Raw genomic sequence first — 18,402 nt, 5'->3', positions numbered from 1 at the left:
AATCAAACCTTTGAAGAAAAGGACGACTTACGATGAAAGCCATTGGCGTTTACAAATCCGCCCCGGTCGATACCGACGGGCTGTTCACCCAGATTGAGACCGAAGCACCGGTCGCGACCGGTCATGACATTCTTGTGCGGGTCAAGGGTGTTGCGGTTAACCCGGTTGATTTCAAAGTTCGCAAAGGCAAACAGGATGACGGCGCGTTCAGGATTTTGGGTTGGGACGCGGCCGGTATTGTCGAAGCGGTCGGCGAAGATGTGACCCTGTTCCGTCCGGGCGATGAAGTCTGGTATGCGGGCGATGTCACCCGGTCCGGATCGAATGCCCAGTTGCAACTGGTGGACGAACGCATCGTCGCCCCAAAACCGAAATCACTTGATTTTGCGGCAGCAGCGGCCTTGCCATTGACCACCATTACCGCGTGGGAAGCGATGTTTGACCGTTTGCTGATTGATCGCGATGCAGTGGCAGCCAATGGCGCAAAAACCATCCTGATCATTGGCGGTGCAGGCGGTGTCGGCTCGATCGCGATCCAGTTGGCAAAACTTGCCGGTTTGAAGGTGATCACGACCGCATCGCGCCCCGAAACCGTTGCCTGGGTCAAGAAACTCGGCGCAGACAATGTCATCAATCATCGCAATCCGCTTGATGAAGAATTGGCCGCCCTTGGCATGTCGAATGTCGATTACATCTTCTGCACGTCGGAAACGGATCAGTATTTCGATGTGATGGCAACCATGATCGCGCCACAGGGCCGGATCGTGACCATCACCGAAGCGACGCAAAATCATAATGTCGACCTTCTGAAAGCAAAGTCTGCCAGCTTCTCTTATGAATTCATGTTCACCCGCTCGATGTTCCAGACCGATGACATGATTGAACAGCATAAATTGCTGGCAACTGTCGCACAGCTGGTCGATGACGGTGTGATTGCCAATACTGCAAATGAAAGCTTTGGCCCGCTGACACCGGAAAGTCTGCAAAAGGCTCATGCGCTTCTTGAAAGCGGCAAGGCGATTGGCAAGATCACCTTTGATGCGATCCCGGACTAGGAACGCCTGAAAATTCGCGTTTTACAGCCAAAAGGGGCGCAGTGATTTGCGCCCCTTTTGCTGTTTTAACGTCGCAGGCCTTTTGGCTTAGTCCGCATCACGCGCGGCAATGGCTTCGGCCTGTTTGACCATGACTTCGGCCTGTTTGATCGATGCAATATCAATCAAGCGGCCATCAAGGGCGACAGCGCCGGATCCTTCGGCCTGGGCTTTTGCCATGGCTTCTAGGATGCGTTTGGCTTTGGTCACTTCGGCCTCGGACGGTGAATAGACGTCATTGGCAAGGCCGATCTGGCTTGGATGAATGGCCCATTTGCCTTCACAGCCCAAAACCATGGCGCGGGCCCCTTGGGCGCGATAGCCATCGGGATCGGAAAAATCACCAAACGGCCCATCAATCGGGCGCAGACCATTGGCGCGTGCGGCCACCACCATACGCGCAATGGCATAATGCCACATATCGCCCCAGTGATAGTCGCGCGGATTGTCGCCATCCTTGTCGGTCAGAACACCATAATGCGGGTTCGGGCCACCAATGCCGGTCGTCATCGCCTTGGTCGAGGCCGCGTAATCGGCAACCCCGAAATGCAGGCTTTCATTGCGCGGGGAGGCGGCGGCAATTTCGTGGATGTTCTGCATGCCAAGGGCGGTTTCAATGATCAATTCAAACCCGATCCGCTTTTTGCGACCCTTGGCCGTTTCGATCTGGGTTGTCAGCATATCAAGGGCGTAGACGTCAGACGCGGTCCCGACCTTGGGGATCATGATCAGGTCAAGCCGGTCGCCGGCCTGTTCAAGAACATCAACAACATCGCGATACATATAATGTGTATCAAGACCGTTGATCCGGACCGACAGAACCTTGTCACCCCAGTCAATGTCGTTGATTGCCGCGATAATGTTTTTGCGGGCCTGTTCCTTGTCGCTGGGCGCTACCGCGTCTTCCAGATCAAGGAAAATGGCATCGGCTTTGGATTTGGCTGCCTTTTCAAACAGCTCGATCCGGCTGCCGGGGACGGCAAGTTCCGATCTGTTCAGGCGTGCTGGCGCCGGGGTCGGTGTGGTGAAGCTCATGATAACGTCTCTCCAGAACCTGTCATTTCAAGTGGACATCACGGGCAAGCAATCCCGTGAATATCGCTGGCGTGTTTTGCGTCCCGTTTTCGGGATCGTACCGTGGCCGCCGTGACAGTTATGTGGTCCGCGATCATTGTGCGTCGCGGTAGTCCTGATCTCAATTTATGGTGCATATGCGAAGGCTGGCAAGCTTAAAAAGCGTGCGTTCCATTGTGCTTTCGACGCAGACGGGTGTTTAATAAGAAAAAGTGGAGATAAGCCCGATAAAGCAATAGCCCCTTAACAGCTCAGCCGCTAGATTACCGCCGATATCCGCGGGTGGCGTACTGCAGCCATTCCCGATGGTCACATCAGCAGGTAGTAAAAATCGACCCATGCGTCGCGCTTATTCCATCATTGTTTCCGCCGGTATGGCACCTGTCCTGATCATGGGGGCATGTCTGGTTCTGGCGATTTCGCCAAACCTTGTACCGAACGAACTGGCCGGGCTTGTCCGGTATGGTCCGTTTTTGCTGGCGGTTCTGGGCGGTGCGATCGCGTGGTGGTTCAACCGCGGGCGCGCGGTGTTTGTGATGCTATTGCTGCTGATCTGCTATTGGCTTCTGGTCGGTAACGGGGCGGGGTTTTCGCCCGACGGGCTGGCCTTTTTACGCATTGCGACGCTGTATCTGATCCCGATCAATCTGCTGATCCTTGGCTTTACCGCGGAACGTGGTGTTCTGAATCCGCGCGGCATCGCCCGGATGCTGGTTCTGGGATTGCAGATTTTTGTCATGCTGATGCTTGCCGGGCAGCCCGATGTCGGCTCGGCACTTTATCATCTGCTGGATACCCGGTTTTTTGTCAGTGCCGGTTTCCTTGATGCAATGCCCCACCCGGCCATGATTATCTCGTTTGTGGCGGTGGTGTTGTTGCTGATCCGTCACAAGCCGCTTGAAACCAGTTTTGCGGCGGCGATCATTGCCATTGATGTCGCAACTGTCATGGGGGCGGGCATTATCCAGTATGGATATCTTGCCGCCACCGGGGTGGTGTTGGCGGGGCTGGCCCAGGAAGCCTGGCGCATGGCATTTGTCGATGATCTGACGGGGCTGCCCGGGCGGCGCGCGCTTGGCCATGCCATGGCCGAACTTGGCAATCAATACACGGTTGCGATGCTTGACGTTGATCACTTCAAGAAATTCAACGACACCTATGGGCATGATGTTGGTGACATTGTTCTGAAAAAGGTGGCGCGTGAATTGTCACGTGTTGGCGGGGGCGGCAAAGCGTTCCGTTATGGCGGCGAAGAATTCACCGTACTGTTTGCCGGTCGGACCGCGCAAAAGGCTACAGAGCCGCTCGAAGCGCTGCGCAAACGGATTGCTGAAAATAAAATTGCTGTCCCTGAAAAGAACAAAACCGTTTCCGTGACGATTTCGGTCGGGGTTTGCGAACGCGACGATGATGCGACCGATCCATGGGGCGTTTTGAAGCGCGCCGATCAGAAACTTTATGAAGCAAAGCAGGCCGGCCGTAACCGCGTGGTTGCCTGATCAGGCAACAAAACTACCGGTTCGGGCCGGTGTCAGGCTTGGCTGCCTTGCTGCTCAAAGCTCATCAAATTTGAACACAAGCCGCATGGACCCCGCCGTATTGGCAAGGGTCGCCAGACAGTTTGCCGCACGTTCGGCCGGGATCTCGACCGCGAAACGGGTGGTATAGATGCGCGCATCCTTTTCATCGGTTGCCGATGCCGCCATGCGAACAATATTGGCATTGTATTCGATGAAGATTTCCGACAACCGGGCGATCAGGCCCGGCTGATCAATGCCTGAACATTCGATCAAGTGGGTCGCGCCGGGGGCGGTGGTCAGTTCCGGGGCAGCCGCGATCTGTTCAACAACAATGTCGGCATTGGTCATCGGAAGTTCGCTGACAGCGGATTTGCATTCGGCAATGGAACAGCTTTCAGGCAGTTCGCAATCGGTTTCAAATATCGCTTTTGCGTCCTTCATGGTGAAGGATGTCGTGCCAAGGTTCGCTCCAATGTCAAACAGGCGTCCGGTAATGTCCGAAATAAGACCGACGCGGTCATCGCAAGAAATCATAATGCGTGCGTTGGCGTTCATCTGTCGCGCTCCGTATTGTGGAAGTTCCCTAAGGCTTTGTTTTGAATTGCCATCCTATCAATAGCTATATGCGCTTCGCACGGTCTTTTGTCGATTGTCCGAAACAAAGAAAAAATAAGGTCAATACGCGCGGGATCAGACATCCGATGAGGCATCCGGGTTCACATTTATATGATTGAACCAACCGTCAAACCGTGAGCGTAAGCGATCTCTGACAGCGAAATGCGGAATGCGAAATTCCGTAATCACGTTCCAAGGAGATTGAAACATGACTGCCTTCAGAACTTCGCTTATTGCTGTTAGCGCCGCTGCGGGCCTTTTGCTTGGCGCGGCATCGGCCAAGGCTGCCGACATCGTCGATACCGCCGTTTCGGCCGGTTCGTTCAAAACGCTGGTTGCTGCGGTACAGGCAGCAGGGCTGGTCGACACCCTTAAGGGTGACGGACCGTTTACTGTATTTGCCCCGACTGATGATGCCTTTGCGAAATTGCCGGCGGGCACGGTCGAAGACCTGCTGAAACCGGAAAACAAGGACAAACTTGTTGCGATCCTGACCTATCACGTGGTGCCGGGCAAGGTGATGTCGGGTGACATCGCCGGCAAGGAAATGGCGGTTGCCAGTGTGCAGGGCGACACCATTGATGTGAACGCCACCAGTGGCGTCATGGTCGATGACGCATCGGTCGTAACGGCCGATATCGAAGCCGATAACGGTGTCATTCACGTGATTGACAGCGTGATCATGCCATCGATGTAATTTGCCGGAATTATGATTGGTCAGAATGGCAATTAGCCAGAATTGGCATCCGTGCAGCCCGTCGTGCAATTGCGGCGGGCTGTTTTCATTTGGGGATTGTGATCGAAGGGCAGTGGCAAAGTGCAAAATCAACAAAGGCCCGAAAAGAACAAAGGCCCGACGGGTAACGTCGGGCCTTTGACTGGCGCGCCCGGAAGGATTCGAACCTCCGGCCTTCTGATTCGTAGTCAGATGCTCTATCCAGCTGAGCTACGGGCGCTTTTTAAAGCTTATGTAAATGGTAAAGGCTCGACGCGGTAACGTCGAGCCTTTCACTGGCGCGCCCGGAAGGATTCGAACCTCCGGCCTTCTGATTCGTAGTCAGATGCTCTATCCAGCTGAGCTACGGGCGCATTGCCTTAATTTCCGGCGGTTTGCTTGGGTGTGCTCCCCGTCGGCGGAGCGGAACTTATGCAAACGAGCAGGGCATTGCAAGCAGTAAATTTCAAAAAAAGGTATTTTTTCACAAGCCACCGTTTACAGGACTGCTACGCACTTGTTTTGCCCGGCTTTGTCCGGTTTGTCGGACTTATGGACAAGACTCGGCAAAAAAGGGGCAAATGCGTCTTGTTCCATAAGTGGTCGTGGACTAAGATGCTTTCAATCCCGGGGGAGCAGGGGCTTGTTTCACCACATAAAAAGGCAAGCCCAGGGAGATTCGCATATTTCTACTTAGGTAATAGATCGAAATGGCCGTTCGTAAAACCTACCTTGCCGTAATCGGCACCGCCCTTATGCTGGGGGGATGTTCTTTTTCTTCTGAGGCCCTTTGGCCGACACTTGCTGGTGAAGAAGATACGACCCAGAACAATGTGGTCGCATCCGAGCCGGTTGGTGCGAATGCCACCACCAGTTACGATGTTGCTGCAAGCACGCAGCCGCTGACCGGTGTTTCTCAGACCGGGACCTTTGTCGGTTCCAAAGTCGAGAACATGCAGCAGGAACTCAACCGCCTGAAGGCGGCTCTGAATGAACACAACAACGAATTGCAACAGCTTCGGGCACAGACTGTGTCGCACTCGCAGGCCTATCACGGCACTGTGGCGGCAATCAGCGCGCGTCTGCAGGTTGGTACCACCCCGGGTAACCCGGTTCTGGTGCAGCAGTGGAACACCGCGCAGTCCGAACTGGATCGTGTGAATGACGATATCGCCGCGCTGAATTCGCTGGCAAACAAGGTTGCCGCCGACAGCACGCTTTCGACCTTCCTGCTTGAGTCGGTTCGTTCGGCTTATCAGGTATCGGGTGCTGTTGACGAAGATCACCGTCAACTCGCGCTGCTTGAAGACGAAACCAACCGCACCACGGTGCTGATTGACCGCCTTCTCAATGAAATCAGCGAAAGCCTGTCGCGTCAGACATCCTATGTCAGCACCGAACGTGCGAACCTGAATGCCCTGGCACTGGCCGTTAAAAACGGTGAAATCTTCGGGGATTCGCTTTCCAAGCGTGTCTTCCAGTCACAGGCCGCACCGGCATCGAGCAGCCCGCGCATGGCCGCAACCAGCGACCGTCCGCTGGTGGTTATCCGGTTTGACAATGCCAACGTGAAATACGAGCAGGCGCTTTATAACGCGGTAAACCGTGTTCTGGAACGCCGCCCGCAGGCAAGCTTTGACGTGGTTGCCGTGACCCCGAATCGTGGTACCCCGGCGCAGGTTGCGTTGAATTCCAACAAATCCAAACGTAATGCGCAGGCGGTTCTTCGCTCGCTTACCGATATGGGCATGCCGAGTTCGCGCGTGCGCGCATCGGATGCCACCAGCGCATCTGTTTCGGCCAACGAGGTGCATGTCTTCGTGCGCTAAGTCCGGCTGGACATACGGATTTTAAGAACGGCTATGGCGGGTGCTTCGGGAAATCGAAGCACCCGTTTGTTTTGGATAGTGTGACCCGACAGATCCCCTGTCGGTTTGATAATGTTCCAAAGAAGAGTGTGATGGGTGATCTCGTCAATTTGCGTCAGGTGCGCAAACGTAAGCAGCGCAATGAAAAGGCCAAAAAAGCCGACGAGAACCGGGTTCTCCACGGGCGCACCCGGCATGAACGCGATCTGAATGACGCCCGCAAACAATCGGCGGGAAAACACCTAGATGGTCATCGCCGTGATGATCCCGATGCGTCCAATGCGCCCAAAGTGTCCGATGAACCGGATAATGCGGATGCGGCTGATGCCCGGGATGCGGGTGTCAAAGACCATGATGCCGATCAAAACCCGCAGCCGTCCGAGGCCGGGCTGACAAAAAGCCGATCAGACGAAACCGCGCGGGATAATGTCGTATCGATTTTCGGTCACGGCAAACCGGGGAATGATCCGGCCTGATCAGCCTTCCTGTCATAGATAATTTTCCCATCCTGTCGTCGCGTGTGACAGCGTGATGGTGGTTCATGTTCGCGTTCGTGTGTGATGGGGGTGCCCCGCAGTGCTTCTTCATGGGGGCAGTCAGCAGTCGTGTCTGCCTGCTGGGTGGTGGATGCGATGTTGGACGTGCAACGCATCACTTGCGCGCTTTTGACCGGCTGAGCGCGTCTTTGTCATTGGGTGTGAACATTGAATAGGGACATTGAACTGGGAAGCAGGGGGCAGAATGCCGTTACCCGGGTCGGAAACGCAGTGTCAGGGGCTTGATGCCATCACTGCAAAACACGCGGGCAAATTCGGGCCGTCACATCGGATGAGCACGGCAGTTCCGGCGATATGCCGGGAATTCAAATCACAGCACCAAAACCATTTCTGATCCGGTGCCGGTCACAGGTCTGTTGGGCGGATATTCCGGATGAACCGGAAATCAGTTCAGAAGCGTTTCGGCTTCGCGTTTGCTTTGATCAAGTGCCTCGTCCCAGCCCATAAGCCAGTCTTCATGATCGCGCGAATCTGACGGGTAGGGATTTTCCGTCAGGCGATGCGCATCAAGCCCGGCGGAAAAGCCGGAACCATACGCCGAATTGGGCAGATGACGTTCATGCACCACAGGGGCATTGGTTTCATAGACCCGGTTGCGAAATGCCGGCAGCGAACACAGCACACCATCATCAATACCCAGCGGATAGGCCATCATCATGGCTGTTCCAAGGGATGTGATCGAAAGTTCGTCACCGGTGGTCACACGAATAAGCCCGGCCATTTGCAGATTGGCAATGGCGGTGTCGATGCGCCGTTGCAAATCCGGGCCATCTTCAATGGCAACCTGATTGCCATCATCGTCTGTGCAGAAAAGGGATAAAACGCGCCGCAACAGCATGTTGCGGTCAAGATTTGCTTCGGCACTGCGCAACACCGTGAGCATCAGCGCGGGATCGCCAGGTGCAAAATCCATAGAACTGGACATTCAGGGGCCTCCGTTCAGATAGAACCGAATTCCCTCCCAAGCTGGCAGCTTTTCTCTCTCACCTCGGCGTCGGGGCCGAAGCCATGCTGCCTTTTATTATTATAGTTTGCAGATATGTTTCCAACTTGTGAAGACAAGATTGCAGACCGAAAGAATTTTTTATTCCTGTGTGTGAAATGCATTGCACCAAAGCACCAGGTGTCTGTTTTTCCGTGAAAATCGGCAGGCCGGCAAAAGGCGATGATCACCCTATAAACCCGATACAAACCCGATCATGGCGCCATGAAAACACGTCGGCATGCGCAAATCGCATCCACTTGGTCGCTGTTCAGGGATCGGGAATGCGCCCTGCGCGCTATTTAGACGGTTTTGGGGCCGGTTTTGTGTCGGGGCTGCGCCAGACCCGCACCCGGTTGCGACCGCCTTCCTTGGCGGCATAAAGGGCCCTGTCGGCCTTTTCGATGATTTGTTCGATTGTGCGGCTTTTGGTCATCGGTGCCGCCCCGATGGAGGCAGTGACCGGAAGGGTGGTGCTATCGGATATCGTTACCGGGGATGCTTCGATTACCCGGCGCAGACGTTCCAGCACGCGCGCGCATTGTTTCATGTCTGCATTGGGCAGGCAGATCAGGAATTCCTCGCCGCCATATCGGTAAACCTTGTCGAACGGGCGGACATGGGATTGCAGGATGCCGGCAACCGATTGCAGCACCAGATCGCCGGCCTGATGGCCGTAAGTATCATTAACCGATTTGAAGTGATCAAGGTCAACAAGGGCGATGGCGGTCGGGACCTGGGTTCGAATCGCACGTTCGCGTTCGGAATTCAGATCCCCCATCATGGTTTGACGGTTATAGGTCCCGGTCAGCGGATCAACATCGGAGCGCGCCGTGCGAAATGCGCGTTCTAGACGACGCAACTGGGCAAAAAACGATTCGGCGCGCAGGGCCATCATATCGAATTCGGCCGAATCGATTTCGCCATCAACAGCGCGCGCACTTAAAAGCCGTTTGGCCGAATCGTGCAATTGTTGATGGGTGGCTGCCAGCGCATGCATGGCGGGTTGATCAATCAGGCGGTTATTGCGGTTAAGTTCGTACCAGGCGCCAAAATCGCAGTCATGTTCGTCATCGTCCATTTCGGACGGATGCGGGGAATCGGGAAACATCAGCTTCCGATTCCAGCGCAATATCAGTGCGATATGTTCGCCAAGCGCCTTTTCGAGCTCGGCCAGAATGTCGCGTTCAGCATCGGCCATGCCGCCCTCGGCAACGCTTTCGGGCATTTTGTGGCCCTTGCTGTTGCCTTTCGCCGATCGGGTGGCATTCGATGCTGGTTGCGACGTGTCATTCATTCAGCTGGCCCGGGAAATACTTCGGTAAAGGTCTGTTTTAACAGGCGATCAAGTTCATCCATAGTAATATCGACCCCAAGGTCGGCAAGGCTTGTGACCCCGTGATCGGAAATTCCGCACGGAACAATGCCACCGAAATGCGAAAGATCCGGGGCAAGGTTGATGGCAATGCCGTGGAAGGTCACCCAGCGGCGCACACGTACGCCAATGGCGGCAATCTTGTCTTCACGACCATCTGCCCGCACCACCCAGATGCCGACACGGCCGTCCCGGCGTTCGCTCTTGACCCCAAGCAGGGCAAGCGTGCGAATCACCCATTCTTCAAGATTATGGACATAGGCACGCACGTCACGACCACGATTCTTGAGGTCGAGCATCAGGTAAACCGTGCGCTGACCCGGTCCATGATAGGTATATTGGCCGCCACGGCCCGCGTCATAGACAGGAAAACGATCCGGATCGACCAAATCCTCCTGATGGGCGCTGGTGCCGGCTGTATAAAGTGGCGGATGTTCAAGAAACCAAACAAGTTCATTGGCTTCGCCAGCATGGATGGCCTCGGCACGGGCTTCCATTTCGGCAAGGGCGTCGGGGTAGGAAACCAACTCGGAGGTGGTGCGCCACTCTAGGATTTGCGCGGTTGGGGCGATGCTTTGCATTTTTCCTGTCAAATAAGTGAAAAGATCCCTTGATCAGGGGTAATCAATTTGCTATCTCCCTTTCCGCGCCAAGGCAAGCCCACTTCGAAACCTCACGGGACTTGCTGCAGACAATATGCGGTCGTGGCGGAATTGGTAGACGCGCAGCGTTGAGGTCGCTGTGGTAGAAATACCGTGGAAGTTCGAGTCTTCTCGACCGCACCATTATCTGGCCCACCCGGGCGACCGGGAAAGCCACGAAAAAGAGCCCGCCAGAAATGGCGGGTTTTTTCGTTTCTGGACCTTCCCCATATATGTCCTACAATGTTCCGGTCAGGCGGTGTCGGGCGATGTCCGCTAATCAACGCAGTTGCGATACAACTGATTGATTTATTGTGCAGTGCCGCGTTGAGAATTATGCAATGCAGCCCATTGGCCGTGCGTTACACTGAGTGCTTCTATCGCAGGGAAAACTGCTTTAGTCTGGGCGTCCCGCTAGAGTGAATTATCAGGATTTAACCATTTCGTGGTTAATTAATGTAAATACCTGAAATTAAAAGGTATTATAATGGCAAATAGAAATGACAAGCTGCGCGAAGCAGCTTTGGACTATCACCGGTATCCCACCCCGGGGAAATTGTCCGTAACGGCAACCACCACACTTGCCAACCAACGTGACCTTGCGCTGGCCTATTCGCCGGGCGTTGCGTTCGCATGTGAGGAAATCGTCAAAAACCCCGATACTGCGGCGGAATTTACCGCACGCGGCAATCTGGTTGGTGTGATTTCCAACGGTACGGCTGTGCTTGGTCTTGGTCCGATCGGCCCGCTGGCATCCAAGCCGGTGATGGAAGGCAAGGCGGTTCTGTTCAAGAAGTTCGCCAATATCGATGTCTTCGACCTTGAAGTCGCCGAAACCGACCCGCAGAAATTTATCGATATTGTCGCAGCGCTGGAGCCGACTTTCGGGGGTGTTAACCTCGAAGACATTAAGGCACCGGAATGCTTCATCATCGAAAAGGCATTGCGCGAACGCTGCAACATTCCGATCTTCCATGATGACCAGCACGGCACGGCAATCTGTGTGGCCGCGGCCGTCCTGAACGGTCTGCGTGTGACCGGCAAGGATATCAACAAGGTCCGTCTGGTGGCATCGGGTGCCGGTGCCGCGGCACTGGCATGTTTGAACCTTCTGGTGTCGATGGGCCTGCCCAAGGAAAACATCACGGTCACCGACCGGTTTGGTGTGGTCTATAAGGGCCGTCAGGAAGAAATGGATCCGTGGAAAGCGGAATATGCCATTGAAACCAACGCCCGTACCCTGAGCGATGTGGTCGAAGGTGCCGATATCTTCCTTGGCCTGTCTGCACCAAATGTCATGGGCGAGGACGAGCTGCGCAAGATGGGCGAACGCCCGATCATCATGGCGCTGGCCAACCCGACCCCGGAAGTATCGCCGGAACTGGTCAAGGAAATCCGCCCCGATGCCGTTATGGCAACCGGGCGTACCGATTACCCGAACCAGGTAAACAACGTTCTTTGCTTCCCGTTCCTGTTCCGAGGCGCGCTTGATGTCGGCGCGACCGAGATCAACGAGGAAATGAAGATTGCCGCGGTCGAGGCAATTGCCGATCTGGCAACCGCCGAAGTATCGGACGTGGTGGCGACCGCCTATGGCGGGGAGGAGCTTAAATTCGGTCCGGAATACCTTATTCCCAAGCCGTTTGACCCGCGCCTGATGCTTGAAATTCCGCCGCGCGTTGCCAAGGCCGCGATGGATAGCGGTGTTGCCAAACGCCCGATCGAGGATTTCGATCATTATCGTCAGCAGCTTGAAGGCTTTGTCTTCCGGTCCGGTCTGGTGATGAAGCCGGTCTTTGACATGGCGCGTGCGCACAAGAAGCGCGTTGTCTATCCCGAAGGCGAATCGCGCCGTGTGCTTCAGGCCTGCCAGGTGCTGGTCGATGATGGTGTGTGCCATCCGGTGGTGATTGGTCGTCGTGAAGTGATCCTTGACCGGATTGCCGAGCTTGGCCTGCGTCTTGTTCCTGATGAACAGATCGAAATTCACGATCCCGATGACAATCCGCATTTCGAACAGGATTGGCAGGACTTCCACAACATCATGGGCCGTCGCGGGATCAACCCGGAATATGCCCGTTCCATCGTGCGTACCCGTCCGACCGTGATTGCGGCCCTGATGCTGCGTCGTGGCGAAGTCGATGCGATGCTGTGCGGCTGTCAGGGCGGTTTCCTGCGTCATCTGCGTTATGTCCGCAACCTTGTCGGTCTGCGCAAAGGGGTCACCGATTTCTCGACCGTCAACATGATGATCATGAAACAGGGGACATTCTTCCTGACCGATACCTATGTGTCGGTGGATCCGACCCCGGAACATGTGGCCGAAACCACGATCATGGCAGCCGATGTGGTCAAGCGGTTTGGCATCACGCCAAAAGCAGCACTGATTTCGCATTCCAACTTCGGCAGCCACGAAAACAAGTCGGCCTGCAAAATGCGTGATGCGTTGCAGCTGATCCGCACCCAGGCCCCCGATCTTGAGGTCGAAGGTGAAATGCATGCCGATGCCGCAATTTCGCAGCCGATCCGTGATCGTATTTTCCCGCATTCGATGCTTAAGGGTTCTGCAAACCTTCTGGTGATGCCGACACTTGATGCGGCCAACATCTCGTACAATCTGGTCAAGATGCTGGGCGACGGTTTGCCGGTTGGTCCGATTCTGGTGGGTGCGGCAAAATCCGCACACGTCGTCAGCCCGTCCATCACGGTGCGAGGTATCGTCAACATGACGGCGATTGCCGTTGTTGACGCGGTGACGCGCAGCCAGGAAGGCCAATAAAAAATAGCCTGAACCCCACTTGAATTATTCGGCGGGGTTCAGACTTTAATCTTCTATCGGGGCCCTTGACCGGGGCCATGTGATAGCGCAGAAACAGCCGTGTCGGGATTTTGATTATCAACTTCCCGGCGCGGCGTTTTCTTGGCGCAGTCGAAATCTGGTGCGGGACGCAAAAAGCAGCACATCATTCAGGGAGGGGCAGATGACAGGTCAGGTTGAAGAACTGGACCGTCCGGCGGAAACGTCGACTGGCGATGAATATGTCGATCTGACACCTGAATATGCGCGCGAAATTTTCGACGCGCTCGGTGAAGATGACAGCAACACCGCGTCCGAACTGCTTTCGGAACTTCACTTTGCCGATATTGCCGACTTGCTTGGCTGGGCAAGTTCCAACCAGCGTGCGCAGCTTGTCGAACTGATCCGTCCCGATTTCGATCCGGAATTCCTGACCGAGCTTGATGACGAACTTCGCGAAGAAGTCATCAATCTGCTTGGTACCGATGTGGTGGCCGAGGCCATCACCGAACTGGATTCCGATGACGTTGTCGAGGTCATCGAGGATTTCGACGAGGACGAGCAGCGCGAACTTCTGGGTGCGCTGTCCGATATCGAACGTGCGCGTGTTGAAGAAGCGCTGTCTTATCCGGAATATACCGCCGGCCGTATCATGCAGCGCGAGCTGGTGGCGATCCCGGATTACTGGTCGGTCGGCCAGACGATCGATTTCCTGCGTTCGGCCAAAAGTCTTCCGGATGATTTCTATGACATTATTGTCGTCGATCCGCGCTATAGCCCGGTCGGGATCGTGCCGCTGTCGCGTGTGATCCGCACCAACCGCCCGGTTCTGGTGCGCGATGTCATGGAATCAGAAGAAATGCGCACGGTTCTGGTCACCGAGGAACAGGAAAACGTCGCCCATCTGTTCCGTCAGCGCGACCTTATTTCCGCCCCGGTGGTTGATGACAGCGGCCGTCTGGTCGGTGTGATCACGGTCGATGACGTTGTTGACGTTATCGATGAGGAATATGAAGAAGACATGATGCGTCTTGCCGGTGTTGGCGAGGAGGATGACCTTTCCAGTGCTATCCTTGATACCACGCGGTCGCGCTTTACCTGGCTTCTGGTCAATCTGGGCACCGCGATCATGGCGTCACTTGTGATCGGCATGTACGAAGGAACGATCCAGCAGCTGGTGGCACTTGCCGTTCTGATGCCGATTGTTGCATCGATGGGCGGCAATGCCGGCACCCAGACCCTGACCGTTGCGGTGCGTGCCATTGCCACCCGTGAACTGACCAGCACCAACGCCTGGCGCGTCATCCGCAAGGAAGTGGCCGTGTGCGGGCTGAACGGGCTTGCCTTTGCCGTGCTTTCGGGGGCGGTGACCTGGTTCTGGTTTGGTGATGTCATGCTTGGCGCTGTGATTGGTGTGGCAATGATTGTCAATTTGCTGTTTGCCGGATTGTTCGGAGCGCTGATCCCGCTTGGGCTTGAGCGCGCAGGCATTGACCCGGCGGTATCGTCATCGGTGTTCCTGACGACGATTACCGATGTGGTCGGCTTCTTTGCCTTTCTGGGACTGGCCGCGGCATTCCTGCTTTAGGATCGGACATCGCACACCATAAATAAAAAGCCCCGCCTCAGTCCGAGCGGGGCTTTTATCATTTCGGGTGACAGGAACCGCAGGGGGGCGAACAGCCAGCGCAGCTTTACTTGCCGGACTGTTCATCCTGTTTGGGTTTTGATTTGGGTTGAGCCCGCGTCGAGCTTTTCTGACGGGTCAGGAGTTCGGTCGTGTCCTGCGCATCAAGCGGGGCTGAAAGCAGGAAGCCCTGCATTTCATCGCAATCGGCGGCTTGCAGGACCGCCAGCTGTTCTTCGGTCTCAACACCCACGGCAACGACTTTGCGGTTCAGGCTTTTGCACAGGCGGATTGCCGGCTGCAAAATGCTGTTTTCGGGCTGTTCATCGAGTGAAAGATTAAACAGCGATTTTGACAGCTTGATACGCTGTACCGGGAAGCGTTTCAGATAGCGCAAGGACGTGTTGCCAGCTGCAAAATGATCAAGTGTCAGGCCAATGCCTGCCTCGGCAAAGCGATAGAACTGACCAAGTGCCCGTTCGGGTTCGCGCATGGCGATGTCTTCGGATACCTCGATCTCGATCATGGCCGCATCAATTTCATGTTCTGTGGTCAGATCCATGATGTTCTTGATCAGATCGGCCTGAATGAACTGGCGGCTTGAAACGTTCAGCGCAATCGGAACCGGGACATATCCCTGTGCCCGCCAGTCGGACAGTTGCTTGCATACGGTTTCAATGATCCATTGACCAAGCGGGGACAGCAACCCGGTGCGATCGGCAACCGCGATGAAGTCGGGCGGCAGGCGGCGTTTGCCACTGTCATCAATCCAGCGCAGCAATGCTTCGAACCCGGTCAGGCTGCGATCCGATGTCCGGTAGCGCGGCTGATATTCCAGCACAAAGCGTTTTTCATCCACCGCACGGCGCAACTGCGTTTCCATCGACAGGCGCGCATGCATGACGTTGTTCATTGTTTCAACAAAGAAGCAATAAGACGATTCTGCCGATTTTTGTGCGCGATACATTGCCGCATCGGCATTGGCCAGCAATTGCGACGGCGCACGCGCGTCATTGGGATACAGGGCAACACCGACACTGACATGCAGGCGGATTTCATCGCCGGTTGCCGTCTGAATGGGTTGCGACATGGCTTCGACGACACGTTCGGCGACCAGTGCGGCCCCCTCGGCTTCTGACAGGTCGGTTGCGATGATCGCAAACATGTCGCCGGAAAAGCGCGCACAGGTATCCTTTTCACGCACGGTCGCGCGCAGACGCCCGGAAATGGTCCGAAGGGTTTCATCCCCGATATCTGCACCAAAGCGATCATTGATCGCGCGGAAATTGTCGATATCGACCACCAGAACCGACAACAGCTTTTCATAGCGTTTGGCATGCGCGACCGCCTGATTAAGGCGGTCTTCAAACAATGCGTGGTTTGGCAATCCGGTCAGCGGATCATGGGTTGCCAGATACCGCAAACGATTGACCGATGCATTGGCAGCCGGATTGTGATGCAGAGTGATATCGACGCAATCGGCATTGGTCGTCGATGGCTTCATCGACAGATTGCAGACGACATGAACGCCCTCGGCGCTGCGCACAATCCATTCACGGCGCAATTCTTCGTCACCACGATTGATCGCAAGCAGCATCTTTTCCTGTGACCGGCGCGATGCGGTGCCGTCCGACTGGAATTCGGGGGCCAGATTGTAAAATCGGATAAAGCCGTAATCTTCTTCGCGCAGGTCAAAGAATTCGGCGGTTTCGGGGGACATCGATTTCAGGTGACCATCAAGCTTGGTAATCGACAGCGCCAGATCATTGATGTCATCACCGGCATTGATGTGATGCATGGTCCGGCGGCCCGCCGGTCTTTGCCGGTTACAAAGCATGAAGATCAGAACGGTGAATATGACGGTCGCCGTTCCCCCGAACACAAGAATCAGTTCAGGATTGATGGTGCTTTGTGTTGCCAGTTTCGGATCGGCAATCACATCAACCAGCCATTGGCGCCCGACGATTTCGACCGGTACGGTACGCTGCAACAATTCATTGTCGCCTTCGCCGCGGATTTCAAACAGGACGGTGTCACCTTCGCGGACGCGAACGGTGTAATCTTCGACCTGTTCGGTATTGATCACTGCTGCCAGCATGGACCGGATGCGAAACGCACCGTTAATCACGCCAATAATTTCCCCATCCCGCCCGAGGACCGGGCTATAGGCGGCAAAACCGCGTCCGCCCTGAAGAAGTTCAAGTGTCGGGGTGATCTGGGTGCGGCGTTGATCAAGTGCGATATCAAGCACGGGACCGGCAACCGGGTGACGTTTAAGGTCGGCACCGATCGCGGGCACATTGCCCTTGATCGGGGCGACATACAAAATGATGTAGTTGGGCGAAATCCAGTTGATGGCCTGAAGTGCGGGGAAGCGGCTTTGCAGCGGCGTTGCAATCGACAGATATGCGCGTTCGTCTTCCGGTGCGCCGTCCTGCCAGTTATCGGCAAAACTTTCCAGCACAGCCAGATTGCTGGTGACGATCTGATTGACCTGCTGGGCAACGGCATTGGCGGTGATCTGGGCCGCAGACAGTAAAATGGTCCGGCGGTTGTTTTCAAACGTCTGCCAGAAAAAGAATGTCACTGAGGCAAAGAAAAGAGCCGTCAGAAAACCAGCCACCAAGGCCCGCTTTTTCAAACGGGTCGTTTGCGTGGATGTGTTTTCGTCGGCTTGCTTGTTTTCTTCTTCCATATCTCCCCCATACGTGACCCGCCAAACAGGTCCCCCCGACCCGTCAATACGCGCAGAAAACGTTTCCGTCGCGCCATTTGCGCTGATCATCAAACCCATGATGTCGCACAAATGGTGTCGTGTCACGCGGCCGATTAACAGTTCCCTGTATGTTTTATGGTGTTATTCTTACACGATTTTAAGGGTTTGGTCGCGTTCATTTGCGGATAAATTTTCGCGTCATGGTAATGCTGCCCTGGCCTGTATGGCGATTGCGCGACATGATCGGGAGATAAATCTTTGATCGCCCCTGTTCGCGGTGCGTCAACTGGTGTATCTCAGGCGGGCATCTGACAGTGGCGTCGATCTGTCAGGCAAAGCGTGACAAAGATCACCCCCGAGAGAGAATTTATGAAACATCATCATCGCAATCCCCGGGCCCGCGGGGGACGCAAGCGTCAGCCGTCGCGGCGCGATCCGTTGATTGGTTTTGAAGCGCCCGTCACAATCGAACAGGTTGGGGCGCGTGGTGATGGTATTGCCCATGTCCAGGCGCCGGATGGCAAGTCTGTGCTGGTCTATGTCGATTGCGTTTTGCCCGGGGACGAGGTGCGTGTCGCCCTGCGCCAGAAGCGCGGTGATGGCTATGGCGCCGAAGTCATCGAGGAACTGAAAAGAAGCCCCGCATTCAATCCGCCGCGCTGTTCGCATTTCAAGGAATGCGGTGGCTGCGCGCTTCAGCATATGAATGATGATGATTACCGCGCCTGGAAACACGACAAGGCCAGAACGGCGGTTTTACGGGCCGGGATTGACCCCGAAGATGCCGATGACCTGATTGCTGATGTTGAAATCTCCCCGCC

13 protein-coding genes, 3 tRNA genes and 1 pseudogene are annotated in these 18,402 nt (G+C 55.4%); 9 read left to right on the top strand and 8 right to left on the bottom strand.

Features of this window, described 5'->3' with window-relative positions:
- Positions 1–32 precede the first annotated feature (32 nt).
- Positions 33–1,055 (top strand): zinc-binding alcohol dehydrogenase family protein, encoded by a 1,023-nt coding sequence (locus tag AUQ42_RS00085; protein WP_068516921.1) that lies wholly within the window; start codon positions 33–35, stop codon positions 1,053–1,055.
- Positions 1,056–1,142: 87 nt separating this feature from the next.
- Here the strand turns inward: AUQ42_RS00085 and AUQ42_RS00080 are convergent, their stop codons facing one another.
- Entirely contained in the window at positions 1,143–2,129 is a 987-nt protein-coding gene (locus tag AUQ42_RS00080) for a CoA ester lyase (RefSeq protein ID WP_068516920.1), read from the bottom strand.
- Positions 2,130–2,506: 377 nt separating this feature from the next.
- Here AUQ42_RS00080 and AUQ42_RS00075 point away from each other — a divergent pair, with 377 nt between their 5' ends.
- The gene (locus AUQ42_RS00075) at positions 2,507–3,667 is read left to right on the top strand and encodes a GGDEF domain-containing protein (protein WP_068516919.1); all 1,161 of its coding nucleotides are present in this window, start codon (positions 2,507–2,509) and stop codon (positions 3,665–3,667) included.
- 54 nt (positions 3,668–3,721) lie between these two features.
- Here the strand turns inward: AUQ42_RS00075 and AUQ42_RS00070 are convergent, their stop codons facing one another.
- The gene (locus AUQ42_RS00070; protein ID WP_068516918.1) at positions 3,722–4,243 is read right to left on the bottom strand and encodes a glycine cleavage system protein R; all 522 of its coding nucleotides are present in this window, start codon (positions 4,241–4,243) and stop codon (positions 3,722–3,724) included.
- 268 nt (positions 4,244–4,511) lie between these two features.
- Between AUQ42_RS00070 and AUQ42_RS00065 the strand changes: the two genes are divergently transcribed.
- Positions 4,512–5,000 carry a fasciclin domain-containing protein gene (locus AUQ42_RS00065; RefSeq protein WP_068516917.1) on the top strand — a complete coding sequence of 163 codons (489 nt, stop codon included), beginning with the start codon at positions 4,512–4,514 and terminating at the stop codon, positions 4,998–5,000.
- Between the two features lie 182 nt (positions 5,001–5,182).
- Here AUQ42_RS00065 and AUQ42_RS00060 read toward each other — a convergent pair.
- Positions 5,183–5,259, bottom strand: a tRNA-Arg gene (locus AUQ42_RS00060).
- A 56-nt stretch (positions 5,260–5,315) separates the two neighbouring features.
- Positions 5,316–5,392, bottom strand: a tRNA-Arg gene (locus AUQ42_RS00055).
- 336 nt (positions 5,393–5,728) lie between these two features.
- Between AUQ42_RS00055 and AUQ42_RS00050 the strand changes: the two genes are divergently transcribed.
- Both AUQ42_RS00050 and AUQ42_RS00045 read left to right on the top strand, forming a co-directional pair.
- Positions 5,729–6,847: a hypothetical protein gene (locus AUQ42_RS00050; protein ID WP_068516916.1), complete on the top strand. Its 1,119-nt coding sequence runs from the start codon at positions 5,729–5,731 to the stop codon at positions 6,845–6,847.
- Between the two features lie 131 nt (positions 6,848–6,978).
- Complete coding sequence (locus AUQ42_RS00045) at positions 6,979–7,362, top strand: DUF4169 family protein (protein WP_068516915.1); 384 nt, start codon at positions 6,979–6,981, stop codon at positions 7,360–7,362.
- A gap of 466 nt (positions 7,363–7,828) precedes the next feature.
- On the opposite strand, the gene AUQ42_RS00040 is transcribed toward AUQ42_RS00045, so the two are convergent.
- From AUQ42_RS00040 to lipB, 3 genes are all read right to left on the bottom strand, one after another.
- Positions 7,829–8,368, bottom strand: a complete 540-nt coding sequence (locus AUQ42_RS00040; RefSeq protein WP_228194426.1) for a hypothetical protein — start codon at positions 8,366–8,368, stop codon at positions 7,829–7,831.
- Positions 8,369–8,723: 355 nt separating this feature from the next.
- On the bottom strand, positions 8,724–9,653 hold the full coding sequence (locus AUQ42_RS00035; protein WP_068517010.1) for a diguanylate cyclase: 930 nt from the start codon (positions 9,651–9,653) through the stop codon (positions 8,724–8,726).
- Between the two features lie 65 nt (positions 9,654–9,718).
- Positions 9,719–10,381, bottom strand: coding sequence for a lipoyl(octanoyl) transferase LipB (gene lipB / locus AUQ42_RS00030; RefSeq protein ID WP_068516913.1), 663 nt, complete (start codon positions 10,379–10,381; stop codon positions 9,719–9,721).
- A gap of 117 nt (positions 10,382–10,498) precedes the next feature.
- Between lipB and AUQ42_RS00025 the strand changes: the two genes are divergently transcribed.
- The 3 genes from AUQ42_RS00025 (at position 10,499) to mgtE (ending at position 14,826) form a co-directional block, all read left to right on the top strand.
- Positions 10,499–10,585: transfer RNA gene (locus tag AUQ42_RS00025), tRNA-Leu, on the top strand.
- 343 nt (positions 10,586–10,928) lie between these two features.
- On the top strand, positions 10,929–13,220 hold the full coding sequence (locus tag AUQ42_RS00020) for an NADP-dependent malic enzyme (RefSeq protein WP_068516912.1): 2,292 nt from the start codon (positions 10,929–10,931) through the stop codon (positions 13,218–13,220).
- Between the two features lie 202 nt (positions 13,221–13,422).
- Complete coding sequence (gene mgtE, locus AUQ42_RS00015; protein WP_068516911.1) at positions 13,423–14,826, top strand: magnesium transporter; 1,404 nt, start codon at positions 13,423–13,425, stop codon at positions 14,824–14,826.
- A gap of 106 nt (positions 14,827–14,932) precedes the next feature.
- On the opposite strand, the gene AUQ42_RS00010 is transcribed toward mgtE, so the two are convergent.
- On the bottom strand, positions 14,933–17,560 hold the full coding sequence (locus AUQ42_RS00010; protein ID WP_068516910.1) for an EAL domain-containing protein: 2,628 nt from the start codon (positions 17,558–17,560) through the stop codon (positions 14,933–14,935).
- Positions 17,561–17,950: 390 nt separating this feature from the next.
- Between AUQ42_RS00010 and AUQ42_RS00005 the strand changes: the two are divergent.
- Positions 17,951–18,402, top strand: a pseudogene (locus AUQ42_RS00005) (class I SAM-dependent RNA methyltransferase); the annotation flags it as partial.

Origin of the sequence: Thalassospira sp. MCCC 1A02491 (assembly GCF_001613785.1) — a bacterium.
Classification (GTDB): domain Bacteria; phylum Pseudomonadota; class Alphaproteobacteria; order Rhodospirillales; family Thalassospiraceae; genus Thalassospira; species Thalassospira povalilytica.
This window is presented reverse-complemented; position numbering and strand designations above follow the sequence as displayed.